12 protein-coding genes are annotated in these 17,475 nt (G+C 71.7%); 3 read left to right on the top strand and 9 right to left on the bottom strand.

Features of this window, described 5'->3' with window-relative positions; all coding sequences use genetic code 11:
- Window positions 1-238: 238 nt before the first annotated feature.
- A complete protein-coding gene (locus ACYVOM_RS40355; protein WP_460308922.1) occupies window positions 239-532 on the top strand; it encodes a recombinase family protein in 294 nt (97 codons plus the stop codon).
- A 398-nt stretch (window positions 533-930) separates the two neighbouring features.
- Here ACYVOM_RS40355 and ACYVOM_RS40350 read toward each other — a convergent pair whose 3' ends face one another.
- The 7 genes from ACYVOM_RS40350 to ACYVOM_RS40320 all read right to left on the bottom strand — a co-directional run bounded on the left by ACYVOM_RS40350 (window position 931) and on the right by ACYVOM_RS40320 (window position 14,862).
- A complete protein-coding gene (locus ACYVOM_RS40350; RefSeq protein ID WP_460308921.1) occupies window positions 931-2,067 on the bottom strand; it encodes a glucosaminidase domain-containing protein in 1,137 nt (378 codons plus the stop codon).
- A gap of 61 nt (window positions 2,068-2,128) precedes the next feature.
- Window positions 2,129-2,611 (bottom strand): hypothetical protein, encoded by a 483-nt coding sequence (locus tag ACYVOM_RS40345; RefSeq protein ID WP_460308920.1) that lies wholly within the window; start codon window positions 2,609-2,611, stop codon window positions 2,129-2,131.
- A 56-nt stretch (window positions 2,612-2,667) separates the two neighbouring features.
- On the bottom strand, window positions 2,668-4,353 hold the full coding sequence (locus tag ACYVOM_RS40340; RefSeq protein WP_460308919.1) for a hypothetical protein: 1,686 nt from the start codon (window positions 4,351-4,353) through the stop codon (window positions 2,668-2,670).
- A gap of 2 nt (window positions 4,354-4,355) precedes the next feature.
- Window positions 4,356-8,459, bottom strand: coding sequence for a hypothetical protein (locus ACYVOM_RS40335; RefSeq protein WP_460308918.1), 4,104 nt, complete (start codon window positions 8,457-8,459; stop codon window positions 4,356-4,358).
- Window positions 8,449-11,238, bottom strand: coding sequence for a hypothetical protein (locus ACYVOM_RS40330; RefSeq protein ID WP_460308917.1), 2,790 nt, complete (start codon window positions 11,236-11,238; stop codon window positions 8,449-8,451). The genes ACYVOM_RS40335 and ACYVOM_RS40330 overlap by 11 nt, the downstream gene beginning before the upstream one ends.
- A complete protein-coding gene (locus ACYVOM_RS40325) occupies window positions 11,235-14,057 on the bottom strand; it encodes a DUF6603 domain-containing protein (protein WP_460308916.1) in 2,823 nt (940 codons plus the stop codon). Before ACYVOM_RS40325 ends, ACYVOM_RS40330 begins: the two co-directional genes overlap by 4 nt.
- A gap of 361 nt (window positions 14,058-14,418) precedes the next feature.
- Window positions 14,419-14,862, bottom strand: coding sequence for a cupin domain-containing protein (locus tag ACYVOM_RS40320; RefSeq protein ID WP_460308915.1), 444 nt, complete (start codon window positions 14,860-14,862; stop codon window positions 14,419-14,421).
- Between the two features lie 58 nt (window positions 14,863-14,920).
- Between ACYVOM_RS40320 and ACYVOM_RS40315 the strand changes: the two genes are divergently transcribed.
- Window positions 14,921-15,385: a MarR family winged helix-turn-helix transcriptional regulator gene (locus ACYVOM_RS40315; RefSeq protein ID WP_460308914.1), complete on the top strand. Its 465-nt coding sequence runs from the start codon at window positions 14,921-14,923 to the stop codon at window positions 15,383-15,385.
- Window positions 15,386-15,424: 39 nt separating this feature from the next.
- On the opposite strand, the gene ACYVOM_RS40310 is transcribed toward ACYVOM_RS40315, so the two are convergent.
- On the bottom strand, window positions 15,425-15,583 hold the full coding sequence (locus ACYVOM_RS40310) for a hypothetical protein (RefSeq protein WP_460308913.1): 159 nt from the start codon (window positions 15,581-15,583) through the stop codon (window positions 15,425-15,427).
- Between the two features lie 135 nt (window positions 15,584-15,718).
- On the opposite strand from ACYVOM_RS40310, the gene ACYVOM_RS40305 reads away from it, so the two are divergent.
- Window positions 15,719-16,744, top strand: a complete 1,026-nt coding sequence (locus tag ACYVOM_RS40305) for a pentapeptide repeat-containing protein (protein WP_460308912.1) — start codon at window positions 15,719-15,721, stop codon at window positions 16,742-16,744.
- Here ACYVOM_RS40305 and ACYVOM_RS40300 read toward each other — a convergent pair.
- The gene (locus ACYVOM_RS40300; protein WP_460308911.1) at window positions 16,652-17,308 is read right to left on the bottom strand and encodes an IS5 family transposase; all 657 of its coding nucleotides are present in this window, start codon (window positions 17,306-17,308) and stop codon (window positions 16,652-16,654) included. The genes ACYVOM_RS40305 and ACYVOM_RS40300 overlap by 93 nt on opposite strands.
- Window positions 17,309-17,475: the final 167 nt, after the last annotated feature.

The following is a 17,475-nucleotide window of genomic DNA, read 5'->3' as shown; positions in this document are numbered from 1 at the left end:
GCTGGCCACCAGCATCATCTGCTGGAGACACCTGCAACGCACATTGCGTTAGGAGTTCTTAGAGACTCGCAGGCGTGGAGATGACGCCGGACGAGGCCGCCGCCGACGGTCGAACGCTACGAATGCCCCAACTGCGAAGCCATGGCGCCGTCCCCGTGCCGCACCCGCGGAGGGAAGGTCGCCTCGAAGTACCACACCGCCCGCTTCATCCTCGTGCCCGCTCCGCGACCTCCTGGAGGTGCCCGTCGCCGCAGGGCGCAGGCCCGGCGCCACCTGGCAGGCCCTGCCGCCCGTCGCGCCGGCCGAAGTCGCGCCGAGCGCGCCGCCGATCCGGATCGGGTACGCCCGCTGCTCCACCAAGGACCAGGACCTCGACAGCCAGCTCGCCGCGCTGCGCGCCGCCGGATGTACCCGCGGAGCGGCGGCCAGCATCTCGAACTTGAGCTGCTCGATCAGCATGTCCGGCGGGATGATCTTCTCGATCGTGTCGCCCAGCATGGCTTTCGTGACCGAGTTCGTGGTGCTCGTGTAGCTCCGCACCAGCACCGCGCACGTCAACCGCTCTCGGAACTCGTTCTGCTGTTGCTCGGGCCACGCCCGCTCCATCCGGCGCGTACCCGGCCGCCGCCCCTGCCGTGCCCCAGGGCTACGGGTCTCCGCAGCCGTGACTAGCCGGGTTCGGCCGATCCGGTGTGGTCCACGAGGAACTGCCAAGGCCTTCCCCTGCGCACGACGGTCATGGTTCTGTACCCATGGGGCAAGAACCCGGGACCCGGTTCAGGCGTAGAACGTCATCGCCTCCTCGGCCCGCCCCTCGAACATCAGGAACGGCTTCACCCGCATCTTTTCGCACCCTTCCGCCTGGTTCCACCACCGTGCGGAGCGTACCCACGTCCGCCGACAGTTCACGGCCACGGCGGACAGGCGAGCTCAGAGGTTCGCCTCGATCTCGGCCATGCGCTTGGCGAGGACGTCGTAGTAGTGGGGATCGGTGGCATATCCGGCCTTGGCGACCTCCCGGGCGAACGCGTACGGGTCGTCGAGATGGTCGAACGCGGCGGCGTAGCGGCTCTGGTTCCGCAGGAATCTGCCGTGATCGCTGAACGCCTCCTCGGGCGAGTCGTACTTGCGGAACCAGGCGCGCACGACGTACTCGTACATCCCGTCGGGGCGCTGGGTGACCGAAAGGACCTCCGGGAAGCCGGTCGCGTTCGGAGTGGGCAGCACCTCGCGGGTCTTCCAGAGCTGCCGCTTCTCCGGCGGGTCGGTGGCCTTCGCCTTGATGCCGAAGAAGTTGTGGCCTTCCGCGGCGGAGCCCCAGTTCGACTCCAGCGCGGCCTGCCCCAGCGTGACGAGCGCGGGCACGCCCGTCGCCTCCTGGCTGTGCTCTGCGTATCCCCGGTACTTCGCGACGAACCCGGCGGCCGTCGCCGAGGCCGCGCCCGTCCGGGGCGCGGGTGCCGCGTTCGTCCAGGCCGCGGCGAACGGCCCGGTGAGCCCCGGCCATTCCTCGGAGACCTTGATCGGATAGCCCGGGAGCTGGGACTTGGTCGCCCAGTCGAGCGCGATGTACTCCTCGCCCTTGAAGAAATAGGCGCGTCCCGAGCCCGGATTGATCGCGGCGTCGATGCCGTCGCCCACCCACACGGCCGAGACGCCGCCCCAGTTCCCCACGATGTCCTTGGGGTAGCCCGGGTCCTGCGCGTCCGCCGCGATGTCGTACCGGGCGTATTGCGGGCCGCTGAATAGGTAGGCCTTGCCGTCTCCCCAGTTCATGGCCGCGTCGACGGACGGGAAGGCGACACCCGGCCAGTGGCCCGCGATCGGCAGCGGATAGCCGTCGTCAACGGCCTGCGTGCCGAACGGAATGCGCGCGTACTCGCCCCCGCGGAACACGAAGAGCTGCGAAGTACCGAGGTCCAGCGCGGCGTCGAGCCCGGACGAGAACTCCCCCGTCAGCCCGCTCCACTGGGAAGTGAGCGCGCTCTGGCCGGTCACGGCATTGGCGGCGAAGTCGAAGACCTGAACCTGGTCTCCGACCACGAAATAAGACTTGTCTACCGTCATGGGTTTCTCCGGTTCTCTCACGGGCGGGCCGTGCCCCAGGGGCACGGCCCCGCTCATGGGGTCAGTCGACCCGGTAGGTGACGTAGTAGAAGGACCCCTCCACCTCGGATTTCGCCAGCTTCGCGATGTCGCCCATGCCGCGCTCCTCCTCGAAGATCGTGACCGCGCCGAGGAGGTCGTTGGCGGACAACGAGTCGTATTCGACGAGCGACACGGAGGCCGACCCGGGCACGGAGACCTGGACCCCGGGTGCGACGGACTGCCCGGCGTTCACGGTGCGGGCCTTCGCGTCCAAGGGCCAGATCCGGTCGTCCACGTCCGTGGAGTTGTCGGCGGTGATGAACAGGTCGTCGGGGTAGGCGCCCGCGCGGTCGATGGCATCGACGATGCCGGGAATGGACTTGACGACGTCTTCGAGCGGTCCGGCCAGCGAGGTGAGAGGCGAGGACTCGAAGAGCGAGGCGAACACCCCGTTCTGGCCCAGGTCCGTGCCCGTGGCCGGGTTCACGCACATGACGGTCTCAATGGTCGCTGTCGCTGTCATGGTCTTCGTCTCCTTGGTCTTCTCGGTGTTCGTGCTCTTCGCCGCGCGCCGGGTCGTCAGCCCGTGAGGCCGTCGAAGACGAGGCCGCTCGACATGTCGGGCGAGCCGTGGCGTTTGGCGCGGGCCGTCCAGGAGTGGACGGAGCCGTCATGCCAGCGTGCGTGCTGGCGGGTCCGGGTCAGGGTGGCCCCCGAGCGGGGGATCTCCTCCTCGAAGAGCCACAGGCGGGTCGCGTGCCCGTCGTGGAAGAGACGGCCGAGAGGCAGTTCGCCGGGGCCTGGCTCCACCTCGTCGCCCCGGATGAGCGGGACGAGGTGGAACACGATGGAGTCGCCCGCCTCGTTCTCCTTCTCGGGCGCGAGCGGATACCAGTTGCGGGGCACGGAGGTCTCCACGAGGTACCGGGGAAGGGTGCCGGGCGCCGCGGCGGAGCCGTCGGGAAGCGCCGCGGGATGGTCCACCGGGCTTCCCGTGTCGTCGGTGACGCGGGTCTCCACCGCCCAGGCGAGGTTCGCCATCTCGTCGCGCACGAGCAGGACCGTCTCCAGCGGCGGGCTCTCCAGCCCTTCCGGCATCACGGGCGCGAAGTAGAACCACGGTGATGTCGGACGTTCCGTGCCTGGCTCGGGCGGCTCCGCGGAGTCGGTGAGGGCGAACAGGCACCAGCCGTCGACGTCGGCGTTGGCCGGGCGGAGCTCGCGGCGCGCGCCGAAGACGTCGGTGACCGCGAACCTCCGCACGCGTGAGAGGCTGCCGACGGGCAGGCTGACGGGCAGGACCAGCCAGTCGTTGCCGTACACGGTGGCGAATTCGGTGAGCAGGAGCCTGCCGAGGTCGTTGGGCGAGGCGTCGATCGCGCCCGGATCGAACTGGGCGTCCTCCATCTGCCAGAACCGCGGCATGGGCATCCCGCCGAACCGCGCGGGGCTCGGCACCGAGCGGACTGCGTGCTCGACCGGGCCGTCCGGCCCGTCGGGGTCTCCCTCGTGCACCGCGTCCATGGCCCACCAGTCCAGCCTGCCCCCGGAGTAGCCGAACCCCTGGAGCCTGACCTCCGGCAGTGTGGAGGCGCCGAGATGGAACGCGTACTCCTGCCTGTTGGGGTCCCATGCCCGCGGATGGCCCTCGGCGGTTTCGGACGTGGCGGGGACGCGCGCCTGCCACCAGGCTGCCCATTCGGCGGCGATCACGGCGACAGCGTCGAGCACGGAGTCCGCGAGCCCGAGCTGCGCGGCTTCGGCGGCGCGGGTAGCCGGATCGGCCAGCCGGCCGAGCGTCCCGGAGAGTTTCAGGCCGTCCGGCACCCGCCCGCGCAGCACGTCCACGGGACGCTCGGCGGGCGGCGCCACCGCCGGCAGCTCAGGGGAAGGGAAGGCGCAGTTCGCCGTGAACACCGGCACCAGGTCGGCCAGCCCCGCCGCGCCGAGCATCCGGCGGAGCCTGAGCCCGCCTTCGAGCCGCAGCCGCGGGTCCGGGCCGACCGCCGGTTCCTGCTCGATGAGCCGCTCCAACGGCTCGGCCTTCCGGTCGTAGGGCAAGGCGCCTTCTTCGCTGGCGGGGCGCCAGGTGTTGAGCGGATGAATGTCGAACGTGGCGTCGACCCAGGCCGCCGAGGTGGCGTCCTCGTGCTGGAACTCCCCGAACTGCCACTGCCGCCCCAGCAGCCACAGCGGGTCGTGGATCCGGGCCGCCAGGCCTTCCTCGATCCCGTCCGTCCGCGCGAGAGTACGGAATTTCGTCATCTCTACTTTCCTTCGGGTATCGGAAGCAGCGAGGCCATCTCTCCGAGGTCCTCAAGGTCGACGGTACGGATCCGGGCGAGTGCGAGGGTGTCCTCCACCGCCCCGTGGACGTCCTCCATCCGCCAGCCGCGTGCGGGGTCGGGCGGAACGGCCAGCAGCAGTGCCTGCGGGGCCATCGCGCCCGGCCCGTCGTGGTGGAAGGCCACGCCCGCGATCTCCTCGGGCCCGTGCTCGCCGTTCGGGCGGGGGACGGCCTCGCTCCAGGAGTCGGCGATGAGCCCGGCGACGGCGCCGGGTCCGGCGGGCCGGTCGGCGTGCAGGACCGTGGTGAACCGGATCGGCGAGTCCGTGTCACCCTGGACGGGCGAGGAGGTGGCGATCCACCGCGCGCCGGGCCGGTCCGGGCCCTGCACGACGAGGTAGGCCCCCGTGCCGCTTCCGGCGACCAGGTCCGCCAGCACCAGCGCCTCGTCGAAGGCGGCGGCCGGGGGCCGGACCGCCGCGATCTCCCGGAGCCAGTCCGCGACCTCGTCGGGCTCGGCTCCGGGCGGGTTCTGGTCCGGCAGCGCGGCGCCCTTAAGCAGCGGAAGCAGCTGCACCGCGTCGCCGAGGACGTCCTTGACGGCTCCCTCGGCCGCCGCGAAGAAGGCGACGGCCTCGTCCTCGGAGCCGCCCGCGGGGACGTCGGGCAGTGGCTTCAAGTCCTTCAGGAGGTCGAGGACCCGGGTGCCGTACCGGACCGGGTCGGCGTCCGGAGGCGGCGGCGCGAAGAAGAGCCCGAGTAGTCCCAGCCTTTCGAGGACGGGCCCCGGGGCTCCGGAGCCCAGGGCGGCCTCCAGCGCGTCGCGCGCCGCGACGACCTCGTTCACCCAGGGCACCGTGCGTTCGGCGAGCTCGGCGAGGTCCAGCGTGATCGGGGCCTGCGGGTCCGCGGCGTTCAGATGCCCCGGGAGCAGCGGGGCGCCCGCGGCGACGACGGCCCGCAGCCGTTCGCAGACGAGGGCCAGTTCGGCGGCCCTGGCCTCCCCCGCCGCGCCGAGTGCTCCGCCGGCGGCCTTGCCGAGCGCCACGAGCAACGGCGAGCCGCCCTGTCCGCCGCGCGAGGCCGACACCACCTCCAGCGCGCACCAGCCGAGCGCGTCGAGGCCTACGGCGGAGCCGTCTTTCCGGGTGAAGCGCCAGGCACCGGCCGCGCCGAGCCTCCCCCGGCACCAGGCCTCCAGCGACGGTTCGAGCCGGGCCAGGGCTCGGGCGCCGTTCCAGCCGTCCGCCACCGCGCCCGCCGGGCACAGGAAGCCCAGGTGGTGGCCGATGGCGGTGGCGCTGCGCGGTGTCCGCAGCACGTCGAACTCCTGCGGCAGGCCGTCGCCCCGGCCGATCGCGTCGGCCGAGAGGCCGGCCCGCAGCGGGTCGCCGCCGACCAGATGGTGCACGGACTCGGCCAGGAGCAGGTCCGCGACCGCGTCCACCGTCTCGGTCAGGTCGGCGACGAGCCCAGAGATGATCTTGTGCTCGCCGTCGTCGGCACCCGCGAGCGGGTCGCCGTCACCGGGCGGAACGGCCCTCAGGCGCTCGCCGTCGACGACATTGCGCGCCGCGCTGCTCGTCGCGCCCTCAGGGACGGGCGCGGTGGGGTCGACGGCGAGTTCCAGGGGATAGCGCGCCCGGAAGCCCTCGATGAGGCGGTCGAGCCCATTCTCGTGCAGGCCGCGTTCGAACCGGTAGCCGAGCAGCGCGGGCAGCGGCCGGCCCTCGCGCACCCCGTCGACGACCTCCAGCGCCGCCCTCGCACGCCACGACTGAAGGTCCACCGCGAGCGCCTGCGGCTCGGCGTGCGAGCGCATTCCGGCGCGGAGCACGGCCGCGGTCGCCGCGTGGTGCAGGGAAGGGGTGACGATGAAGCCTTCGTCCTTGCTCACCGGCGTACCGTCCTCGCCGAGTTCCCCGGGGGCGACCTCGGTGAGCCAGCCGTAGGCTCCGACATGCAGGCCCTGCGGCCGGGTCGCGCGCAGCCCGCGCAGCCGGGCGTCGGCCAGCGACGTGATCCACGCGTCGGCCCGATAGGAGAGGGTGTCGAGCGCCTCGAACATGAGCCGGTCGAGGCTGGGCAGGTCCTCCGCGGCGCTCCGCTCCAGGGCGACGAACGCCTCGGCCGTGGCCCGCGCCCAGGCCAGCCGGCCCGCCACGTAGGCGGCCGTCTCGGGATCGAGCCCTGCCAAGGCCGCAGGTTCCGCAGCCACCCTGGCCTCCTGGTAGGCCTTGATGGCCTGGAGGGCGAAGTCGTAGAAGTCCCAGGGCCCGTTCTCCGCCATGACGGGCTCCAGAGCGCGTTCGTGCTCCGCGCCGAACCCATCGGGATCCGCCCGCCAGGCGTCGTTCGGTAGCTCGTGGGAAAGGGCGAGCAGCTTGGTCAGCGGAAGCTCGGCGAGCTTCTTCTTGAGCTCCGCGGACGGCGCGGGGACTACCGGACGCGAGGCGTACCACTTATGGTGCCGTGTCGGATATCCGAATGCCGCCCGGGAGTCTCGGGGGATGGAGCCGACCAGCACGCGGTCGGCGGCGACGTCGGGTCTGGTGTCCTCCACCAACCACGTTGCGGGCCAGCCGGAGATCTCCTCCGACGACGGGGTGCGGCGGAGCAGGTCGATGATCTCGTCTTCGCGGTCCGCACCGCCCTCCCGGACGTCGAGCCGATGCCCCGTTCCATGGTCCTCCAGGGAGCTGCGCAGCGAGGACAGGTGCTCCGACAGCCGCGGATCGGTCTCGGCGTCCCGCCACAGGTCGAGCGCGGAGACCGGAAGCAGGCCGTACGGCTGGCGGCCTATGCGCACGGTGGGCAGCGTCCCGCGGCTGCGGACGTGCCGGGTGAAGTGCTCGACGAGCCAGGAGAGGTCCGGCACCTTGACCGCGGCCGTCCCCGCCGCAGTGGGTTCGGCCCAGGGTAGCAGTACCGGGGATCTGCTGTAGAGAAGGCCGAAGGCCCGGTGCAGCAGGGCGAGATCGGCGTCGGCGTCGTCGGCGTCCGCGTGCGGCGCGGCGGCGAGGACCGGCAGCCCGTCGATGCCGAGTGCCGCCGCCGCCCGGGCGGCGGCCTGCGCGCTCCGCGGGTCGTATGCGGCGCGCAGCTCGTCAACTTTCTCAGGGGGCCGGGGCTCGGGCCGCGAGACCCAGCCGGACCGGGTGGCGGGGGTGTTGTTGGTGGGCGTGCGGGTCGGCAGGAAGGCCAGGCCGCCGCCGTATTGATGGGAGAGCAGCGTGTCCTGCCAGCGGGCGGCGCTCTCGGCGGCCGTGGACCGGATGTCCACGCCGACGACCGTGAGCAGTTCGTAGCGCAGCTCCGGGTACTCCAGCGGATAGCGCAGCGCCATCCCCTGCTCCTCGGCGACGTCGAAGTCGACGAGCCAGGCACTCTCCTCGTCCCAGGGCAGCCGCTCCAGCCCGGCCCGGCCGCTCCGGTTCTCCGTCGGCTCCTCCTCGCGCGAGGGCGGCCGGAACCCGACCTTCAGATCGTCGGCGATCTCCCGGCCTTCACGCCGCCACGCGCAGTGGAGCTCGCCGTGCGTGCGGATCTCGTAGGCCGAGAACAGGAAGCGGTCCGGCAGGAGGCGGGTGTGCGCCGCGTGCGTCCAGGTGCCGTCCGCCTCGGCGGGTTCCGGCCCGCCCGGATCGGTCGCCTCCCGCGTCCACGCCGCGCGGGCCGGACCGAGCCGCGCGAGCAGCAGGCTCCAGGCCTCGGCCGCGCCGCGTTCCGCCGTCTCCCGCCAGTAGCGCTCCCCGGCCTCGCGTTCCTCCTTGGTGAGCCCCCTCTCGTGGGCATCCACGTGGACGTCGTCCGGGAAGACGCGGATCAGCAGCTCCGCGGACCCGGCGACGGAGGAGTAGACGGCCTCGATTCTGAGCGGCAGGAGGAGCAGCGGGACATCGCCCTCATCCGGCCAGAGCGGCCGGTCGGCGGCCAGCGCGGCGTCGAGGGCCGTTCGGGTGTCGCGCAGGGCCTCTTCGGCCTCCGCGATCGTTTCGTCATCGGCCGCCCGGCGCGCCCGGTCGGCCTCCTGGCGGCAGCGGCCGGCCCTCAGCCGCAGCTCGGCGATCTCCTCAGGCCTCATCACGTCCTCCGGTCTGGATCAGCAGGCTCGAATGGATGGCCACCTGATACGGCTGCTGGATGCTGTGCTTCGCGATGCCGCAAGCCGTCAGCCGACCGACCTTCTCCGCGACGGCGAAACCGTTCTCCCGGTCCTTGTCTCCGACGTCGTCCCAGGACAGGCCGCCTTTGGCGTTTCCGGGGCCTGACCCGAGCGTGTCGAAGCCGAACCGCATCCGGTAGTCGTGCTCCTGGAAGACGAAGAACCAGCCTTCCGAGGCGGGGTCGGCCAGCTCGCCGGGCGGGAGGGCGAACGCGTAGGCAATCGTCCAGTCGTCGATCCGCATCGGGAACAGGCAGGGGCGGACGTCGTCGGTGCTCGGCTCGAACTGCTTGTCCGGGCGATGGGTGTCCATCGCCCGGGCCGCGGTGACGACCATGTCCGGGAACCTCCGGACCACCTCGCCGCGCACGAGCACCAGGGAGAAGTCCCCGTCTCCGGGCGAGACGTGCGAGCCCAGCGGGGAGCTCTCCCAGGCGTCTAGCGCGGGGACGTCTCCCGGCACGTCGGTCCGGGGCCAGAAGCGCCGGAACGGGCTGCCGCGCCGGTCGGTCGGGTACTCCCGCCAGAGCAGCTCCGCCATCATCTCCTGGTTGAGCCCGGTCAGATAGCTCTCGATGAAGGAGTTGTTCGCCTCGACGAGCGCGACGCTCTCGGGCGGGAAGTCCTCAAGGCCGGGCAGCAGCCACTCCTGGGCGGATTCGGCCAGGGCCAGCGCCATCGGCAGGTCGAAGACCGGATAGGCCATGATGGGCCCGGATCCGGATCCGGCCGACTCCGGCGCCGTGATGCGGGTGCCCATCCGCCTGAGGATGCGGTCGCCCGGGTGCAGCGCTGGCAGCAGCCGCTGCGCCACGTCCTCCGCGGACATCCGCACGCTCGGCTCGCCCGCCGCTGCGGTGTCCCCCGCGTCTGCGGCGGCCTCGCGCAGTGCCTCGCCCACGGCGGGGATTTGCCCCGCCAGGACGGGCGCGATCCGGCGGGCGTCGGACCGGGCCAAGAGCTCGGGCGAGACGCCCCGGAGCCCTTCGAGCCGCCGAGTCAGCGCCCCGGAGAGTTTCACCTCTCCGTTCGCCGCCGCGACCCGCCGCACTGCCTCCAGGCGGATTAGCCGCCTGGCCGCCAGGAACGGGGGCGGGGCCTCGGCCTCGGCCGCTGCGGGCTCGTCCCCTTCAGCCGGGACGGGGGCCAGGACCCGCGCCGCCAGCTGCCCGGCCAGTCCTCTGCCGATCACGGAGTCCAGGGTCGTCCCGGAGCGTTGCGCGATCCTTGCCGTCGGCCGCATCAGCCGGGTGAACGCCGCCGAGGCGACGGCGTCCGGCATCGGGCTCGCGGTGATCTGGAGCGCCAGGGTCTCCTGACCGGCATGGACGCGGGCGGCGGCGGGAGCCGTGAACGCGATCAGTTCCCCGGCCGTGAGACTGCTGATCCTGCGGTCGTGGATCGAGGCCGAGACGGCGGTCGCCAGGCCGGCCATGGCCCGCAGGCGGTTCGCCTCCCGGACGGCCCCGACCTGCTCCCACGCCCGCGTCATCAGGTGCTCCTGCTGATCGCGCACATAGGCGGCGCCCAGCCCTGCGGCGATCCGGCGGCCGGGAGCGAGGTTGAGCTCGTCGATCCAGGAATGGTCGCCGAGCGGCAGTTCGGGGTTCCGGCCGACCCTGTCGACCCCGACGTGGCGGCCGCCGTAAAGCGGCGGCGCCACGGCGCCCGTCTGGTCGGCCGGGTCCGCGCCGGACTCCAGCCGGTCGGCCGGCGCGCTGAGCTGCGCCTGGATCCGCTTCTCGAAGTCGGTGGACACCGCGGTGGGCGGCTGCTCCGCGGCCTCCGCGCCCGCGGCGCGGATCGGCCGCATGGCCCCGTCGACGGTGAGGACCAGCGGGTTCCCGTCCGGCGGCGGGGCCCCGCCGGGCAGCGGCTCCTTGCCGGGCCAAGGGCAGCAGATGTCGACCTCGCGCGCGGTCAGGCCCGAGGCGTCCCCCGCGGCGCGCAGCCGCCGGACGACGTGCTCGAAGTCCCCGTCGGGCCCCGTCTCGAACTCCCAGGACCAGTAGACAGGCAGATCCACCACTCGCGCGGGCTCCTTGACCCTCCAGGCGGGGGAATGGTCCCGCAGGGCCGCGGGGTCGGCCTTCCCGAGCGCGGAAAGCCCGGCGGCCACCCCCGACCGGAGGGCCGGCACGATGCACGCGCGGTACTTGCGGTGCCCGTCGAGCCTGCGCGGGCAGATCAGCCGGGATATCCGGTCCTGGCCCTCCTCGGACTCCTGGACGTGCGCCCACGCCCAGGCCTCGGCGAGGTCGGGCAGTTCCGCGGTGGACGCGTGTAGGACGGGCAGGGCGCCGGGGCCCGGATCGAGCCTGGTCTCCGCGGAGACGACGACGAGGACGATCCAGGGCTGGAGCCGGCCGTCGGTGGGCGTCGCGGTCGGGGTGAGCAGCCAGGGCAGCTCCGGCACCGCCAGATCGACCGAGGCCAGGTCGTTCGGCGCGGCGTCGGCGGTCCCCGCGGGCGGGAAGGCCCGCAGCACCGGCATCTCGCGGCACCCCGCCACATCGCCCGGGCCGAGCAGCTGGAGCCGGTCCCCCGGCGGGGCGACCGGCGTCTTCTGCCCGTCCGGACCCGGCCCCACGAGGTCCGCCCCGACGTCTATCTTCGCCCGTCCGGTGGCCGCGTCGGTGCCGGTGATCGCCGCGCCGAGCGGCGTCCGCGTCCAGTCCGTGAACTTGAGCACGCTCATCGGACGACCTCCCACGCTTCGACGAGCAGCACGTTGTCGGCCGCCAGCGCGCGGACCTGGTCGCGCATCCGGGCCGCGCCGCCTCCGCCCTCCGGCAGGGCGACCTCGCTCATGGTCCCGGCCTCAACCGCCACGATCGGCGGAGCGGGCGCGACCGTCACCTTCTGGTCCTGCGGTACGGCCTGCCACCGGAGGTCGTGAAGGCTGCGGGAGGCGATCACGTTGACCAGGGCCTCGCGCCGCAGGCGCAGCGACGGCGCCTCCGGTTCCCCGAGCGGTGTGCTCAGCGAGTGGTGGTAGATCGTGCGTTCCGGCGTCGGCTCCCAGGTGACCGACTGGGAGCCGGGGCCCTCCCTCATCTCCAGAGAGATCCCCGCCTTGCCCTCGTCGAAGGCCCGCAGGCCGATCCGCTCGTCGTCGGTCAGGGTGTGGAACTGGCCCTGCGCGAACATGTCGACCAGGTCGGTCTGGCTCGCGGCGCCCTTTCCGATCCGGCCGGCCGTGAGGTCCCACCGTTCCGGCGCGGGCATCGGCAGCCCGTCGAGGCGGTCGATGGTCTCGCCCAGCGGCACCACGCGCTGGCGCACCTCCACGGAGCCGTACGGGTCGACGATCTCGCCGTCGGTGAGCGCCCGCTCGACGTCCTCGGTGAGCGCGAGGCGGACGGGGCTGCGCGCGGCCCGCTTCGGGATCCACGCGCCCGGCTCCCGCAGCGCCGCGAGGAGAGGGGCCCGCGCGCTGTCCGCGAAGCGCCCGGCGGGCGGCGGGGGACCCCAGCTCGTGTCGAACCCGAAGGAGATGCTGAACAGGAAGAGGTCGACCTCGCCGCGGCCGCGGACATGCCAGTGCCCCGGTCCTTCGATCCGCAGATCCAGGGCGACGCCCACCAAGTTCTCGCCGCAGACCCGGAGCGCGACCCCGGCCCGGGCGTCGACGGTGAAGCACGGCCGGTCCAGCCCCATGATCGCGTCGAGGGACAGCTGACCGCGCAATCCGCACTTGGCCAGCTCGGCCGCGATCTCCAGCCGGGCACCGAACTGGGCGAACGCGGACGTCACCGCGGCGTAGGCCTCGCAGCGCATCTCCAGCCAGGGCAGCGGAGACAGGTCCATGCCTATCCGCCGGAGCTGCGGCACACCCCGGGGGATCGGGAACGCGGGGTGGAAACCGCCGGCGCTCAGCACGAAGTCCGCGTCGCGCCCGCCCCGGACCAGCAGGCAGGCGTCTCCGGTGAGCGGGACGCCCGCGATGTGCGAGCCGGTCAGCGACGCGACGACCAGCAGACTCGGCTCGGCCGGATCGGCGTGCGCGGCGAACACGATCTGGATCAGGATCAGGGCCGCCCGCGGGCTCGGGACGCCGAGGGTCAGCTTGCCGAGGATCGACAGCGTTGGCGTCGCGGAGATCTCGGTCACCGCCGCCATGGACGCGGTCGCGAGGTCCCCGAGCCAGCTCAGCTGGAATATCGGACCGGTGACCACAGCGCCCCGGCAGGGCGGGAACACCGCCCCGAGCGAGCTCTGGGCGGCGCGCGTGGCCGCGGCGGCGTCGGTCGGGAAGAGCAGCGCTCCGGCGGTCCCGTCGGACACCGCGCGCAGCAGCCCGTCCCGGTCCAGCCGCCGGTTGACCCCGACGATGCCGCCGATCCCGGTGATCGCGAAGCCGAATCCGACCTGGATGCCGGGCAGCGGGAAGGCTGCGCTGAGCATGGCCAGGAATGAGCCCTGCTCCAGGCCGAGGACGGCGAAGGCCTGAGCGGACAGAGGCGGGATCGAAGCGCTCAGCCCGCCCGTGTACTCCCCGTCCTGGCCGGTCACGAAGCCCGAGCCGCTCACCACGGGCAGGTCGAAGGAGACCGCGGCGCCTTCCGGCGGCACCACGTGGGCGGGGCCGACGAGCGGGTCGGCGCCGAAGGACAGGGGCAGCTCCGCGCCGGGTCCGTCGAAGCGGAGCATGACCGGCGTGCCAGGAAGGCTCGCCCGGATCGGGACCCGCAGCCCCAGCACGCAGCCGTCTCCGTTCGGGCGCAGCACGACGTCGAGTCCCTCGAACGTCGCGCCGGGCACCGTGAGCGGCACGGGCAGCCGCACCCGCAGTGCGGGACTGCCGGACAGGGTCACGCCGGTGCCCGGGGCGACGTCGAAGGCGAGGTCGAGCGGGATCGGCCCGAGTGCCGGGACCAGATCCGCCAGGACGCCGAGGTCCATCCGGACGGAGCCCCCGCGAGTGGCGGCCGATGCCCTGCGATGCGGCTCGCCGTCCGGGCCCGCGCCGAACTCGATGCCCGCCTCCAGATTCCCGAAGTCGATGATCTGCCCGTCCTGCGCGCCTTGGGCGTCCCGCAGGAACGCGAGCCGCAGCCCGTCCCCGGCCTGCGTCCCGTCCACGGTGACGCCCGCGGCGTCCAGCACGGCCTCCAGCGTGCCGGAAAGGCGGCCGGAGACGGCGATGCCCCAGCCTTGTCCGAGCGAGCTCCGCTGGTCCGCGCAGCCCGACGCGGACAGGCCCGCGCGTACTCCCCCGGCACCGGTGGTGACGTGCAGGGCGAGGGTCAGCCCCGTACCGGTGGGCAGGTGCAGCGCGTAGGCGATGCCGGGCGCGGCGCCGCCGCCCGGGTCCCAGCCGCGCAGTTCGGCGGTGATCCCGTCGGCCGGCTGGTCCTCGGTGGTGCTCCGGAGCAGCAGGCCGATGAGGGGGTCGGCGGCTTTGGCCGCGTCGAGCGCGGAGGGAGCCAACGGGGCCGAGAGCCGGCCGCCGAACGTGTCGCCGGGCCATGGTTTCTCGGCACCCGCCGGAGCCGCCGCCGCGGCCTCGCGCATTCGGTCCAGCGCGGTGAGAACACGTCCGCGAAGTGCCTTTTCCAGAATTCTTCCAGGATTTTCAGTCATCGGACCACTCCTGCCGCGAGGACCGCGTACGCCTGTTCACCGCGAGCGCATGTTTATCGGTTCGCCTCCCATGGATACCAGAGAGGGGCCGCAACCTCGTCCTTCCACGATTCATCTATCGGTAAGGATGGCGAAGATAGGCGAATTGCTGAACATCCTCCGCAGGAGATACTCGAAACCGCAGTGAAGACAGTTCCAGAGGCCAGAACTGTTGTTTTCCGCAGCCTGCCATCCGCGTTGTGGAGTGGCGCATAGAATGGCGCGGAAGACCTTCCGAAGACCTTCACCGTCTTTAATCGCGGCACAGCCACGATCCGCGGCGGCCCGGCCGACCCGTCCTCTCGGTCCCCGCCGTCAGGCGATCCAGGGCGGGGTCTGGAAGGCGAGGCCGCCGGGGAGGGCCGCGGCGGCACCGGCGGGGGCGGTGACGAGGGCGGCGAACCCGGTGGTGCGGGAGGGGCGGGTCTGGCGGGGGATGGCCGGCAGGGATGACGATGGTGTCGCCCGCGGCGAGGGTCTCGGCGCGGCCTCCGGCCTCGACGATGGCGGTGCCGGAGAGGAAGGTCCAGACCTGTTCGGCGTCGATGACGTGGAGGGGGCCATCGGAGGCGCCCGGGGCGGCGTCGACGCGCCAGACGGACGTGGCGGCCTGACCCAGGGTCGGCGAGGCGAGGGTGGTCATGGTCGCGGCGGGCGTGCTGGTCCGCCGGACTTCCGAGGAACGCACGATCTTCATGGGCACACCCCTAAGATAGACATCTAAGTTGTCCATATAGTCAACCAGGTTGTCTTTTATGTCAAGCGATCCGCCCGGCTTCGAACTCCCGATCCGCCTCCTGCTGGCCTTCCGCGCCATCATCGACGAACTGCACACGCGGATCGCCGAACGCGGCCACCCCGACATGCGCCCCATGCACGGTTTCGTCTTCCAGGCCGTAGGCCCCGAAGGCTGCAGCACCGCCGAACTAGGCCGCCGCCTCGGCGTCACCAAACAGGCAGCGGCCAAAACCGTCGACTCCTTGGAACGCCTCGGCTACCTCACCCGAGTCCCCGACCCCACCGACGCCCGAGCCCGCACCGTCCACCTGACGGAACGAGGCGCGGACGCCCTCCGCACCTCCGCCGAAATCTTCGACACCCTCCGCACCGAATGGTCAGAAAAACTAGGCCCCACCCGCCTCTCCGACTTCGAATCCACCCTCCGCACCATGACCGACACCGAACCCTTCCGCCTCGACTTCCCCACCTGGTTCTCCTGACCACGCCGCGCCCCCGAGCGAAGGGCGCGGCGCGGGTCCTCAGGCGGCGCGAAGACGGGCCCAGACGACTTTGCCGCCATCGGCCCACGGGGTGACACCGCACGCCTCGGAGAGCGCTCTGACGATGCCGAGCCCCCAGCCCCCGTTGACGTCGAAGTTCTCCTCGCGAAGGTCGACGTCCTCAGGCTCCAGTGGCACCACGGGAGGCGGCTCGGAAGGCAGATCGGCGATTCTGGAATCTTTCCGATCGGATCGTGTATCTCATCTAGCGTGAGTGAATCTCCCGCCCAACAGCCCTCTGCGAGTTCTCGTCCGGTTACGCCGGCGGCCCCGGTGACCCTGGTGATTCCCGGCATGTCCGAGGAGGAGCTGGCGGAACTGTCGCCTAGGGAACGGTGGGAACTACGTGCGCAGGAGCGTCAGTTCCTGGCTGAGGACAAGGACCGCCGCAACGCCTCCTGGCATCGGTCGGTCAACACCGTTGCTCTCGTGCTCGGCATCGTGGTGGCTGTCGGCACGCTGTACAGCGGTGTGAAGACCCTCCAGTCCACCCAGGACCAGATCCGCATCGCCCAGGAGGCCCTTGTCACCGACCGCTTCGCCAAGACCATCGAAGCGCTGTCCTCCGAGGACTCCTCGGTGAGGCTCGGAGCAGTGCACGCCCTGGGCAGGCTCCTAGTCGACTCTCCCCGCGACCACGACACCATCACCGCCGTGCTGGTCGCCTACTGCCTTGAACACGACCTTCCGCCCGGCAAGAAGCCGAAGCCCGGTGCCGAGCCGTCTCTCGACCTCACGGCTGCCCTCACCGTGCTGGGCCACCGTCCCAAGCGAACCGAAGCGAAGCCGATCGAGCTCTTCGCCCTTCAGTTCCACAACGGCAGACTCGACAAGGTGGACTTGAGCGGGGCGTACTTCGACGGAGCAGACCTCAGCAACAGCGACTGGTACAAAGACGTGATCATGCGGGGCACGTCTTTCGAACACGCGGACCTGCGCGATGTGCAGGCGCACGGCCTCAAAGACCTCCGTGAGACGAGCTTTGAGCAGGCGCGTCTGGACAGGGCTCAGTTCCCCGGCGTCGACCTGCGCAAGACCCATATGTCCGGCACGAACCTGACCCGCACGCACCTGAATGACACGGACATGCGCGAAGCCAACCTGGAAGACGCGATCCTGACAGAGACCGACCTGTCCCACGCGAACCTGCAAGGCGCGAACTTCAACAGAGCGAAGCTCACCCATGTGTTCCTGATGGGCGCCGATCTACGAGGCACCGGCCTGACACCCGAAGGATTGCGAAGCGGGGGCAACGTCTTCGACGACGACACCCTGTTCGGAGACCTGCCCGCGGGATAGCATCCTGGGCACACGGATCTTGTCCAGGACCGGCTGGAACTGGGGACTGTCCCCGCGCTGCCCACCGGTCAGGATGAGGGACAGGACCTTCTGGCCCTGCTCACACGCCAGGTGGATCTTCGTCGACAGGCCGCCCCGCGACCGGCCCAGCGCATGATCGGAAGGTTCAACGACCACGCCGCCCGCCGACTCCTTCTGCACGGTCGTGCGGGCTCCGGCTGCGCTCTGGTGGGCCCGCACGATCGTGGAGTCCACGCTCACGTCCCAGCAGATCAGGCCGTCGGCATCCGCCCCGGCCTGCAACGCCTCAACGATCCCCGCCCAGATCCCGGCCCGCTGCCAGCGGCGGAACAACGAATACACCGCCTGCCAGGACCCGTAGCACTCAGGCACGTCCCGCCACGGGGAACCGACCCGCACCCGCCACCGGATCCCATCGATGAGCTGCCGCTTCGTCCACTGCGGCGGCCGACCGGGCCTCTTGCCCGCGGGCAGCAGCGGCTCCAGCCGCTCCCACTGGGCATCGGACAGATCGAACCGCCGCGACACCGCTAGGGTGGCCACGAGGTCTCCGGTACTTCAGGTTCTGCTTGGTCGCTGAACCCTCTACCGGAGACCTCACGCGTTAGCGATCACGACACACCGCCACAACCCAGACTTCGAAACAGGCCCTAACGCAATGTGCGTTGCAGGTGTCTCCAGCAGATGATGCTGGTGGCCAGCATCAGGAA

The sequence above is a fragment of the Actinocorallia aurea genome, from assembly GCF_054783995.1.
The sequence above is the reverse complement of the archived record's forward strand: the minus strand, read 5'-3'. Positions and strand labels throughout refer to the sequence as shown.

What these genes read in the sequence shown, in the direction of transcription:
- ACYVOM_RS40335 (WP_460308918.1), bottom strand. Translation starts at nt 8,459, where the DNA reads ATGAGGCCTGAGGAGATCGCCGAGCTGCGGCTGAGGGCCGGCCGCTGC.
- ACYVOM_RS40340 (WP_460308919.1), bottom strand. Translation starts at nt 4,353, where the DNA reads ATGACGAAATTCCGTACTCTCGCGCGGACGGACGGGATCGAGGAAGGC.
- ACYVOM_RS40325 (WP_460308916.1), bottom strand. Translation starts at nt 14,057, where the DNA reads ATGCGCGAGGCCGCGGCGGCGGCTCCGGCGGGTGCCGAGAAACCATGG.
- ACYVOM_RS40320 (WP_460308915.1), bottom strand. Translation starts at nt 14,862, where the DNA reads ATGAAGATCGTGCGTTCCTCGGAAGTCCGGCGGACCAGCACGCCCGCC.
- ACYVOM_RS40345 (WP_460308920.1), bottom strand. Translation starts at nt 2,611, where the DNA reads ATGACAGCGACAGCGACCATTGAGACCGTCATGTGCGTGAACCCGGCC.
- ACYVOM_RS40330 (WP_460308917.1), bottom strand. Translation starts at nt 11,238, where the DNA reads ATGAGCGTGCTCAAGTTCACGGACTGGACGCGGACGCCGCTCGGCGCG.
- ACYVOM_RS40315 (WP_460308914.1), top strand. Translation starts at nt 14,921, where the DNA reads ATGTCAAGCGATCCGCCCGGCTTCGAACTCCCGATCCGCCTCCTGCTG.
- ACYVOM_RS40350 (WP_460308921.1), bottom strand. Translation starts at nt 2,067, where the DNA reads ATGACGGTAGACAAGTCTTATTTCGTGGTCGGAGACCAGGTTCAGGTC.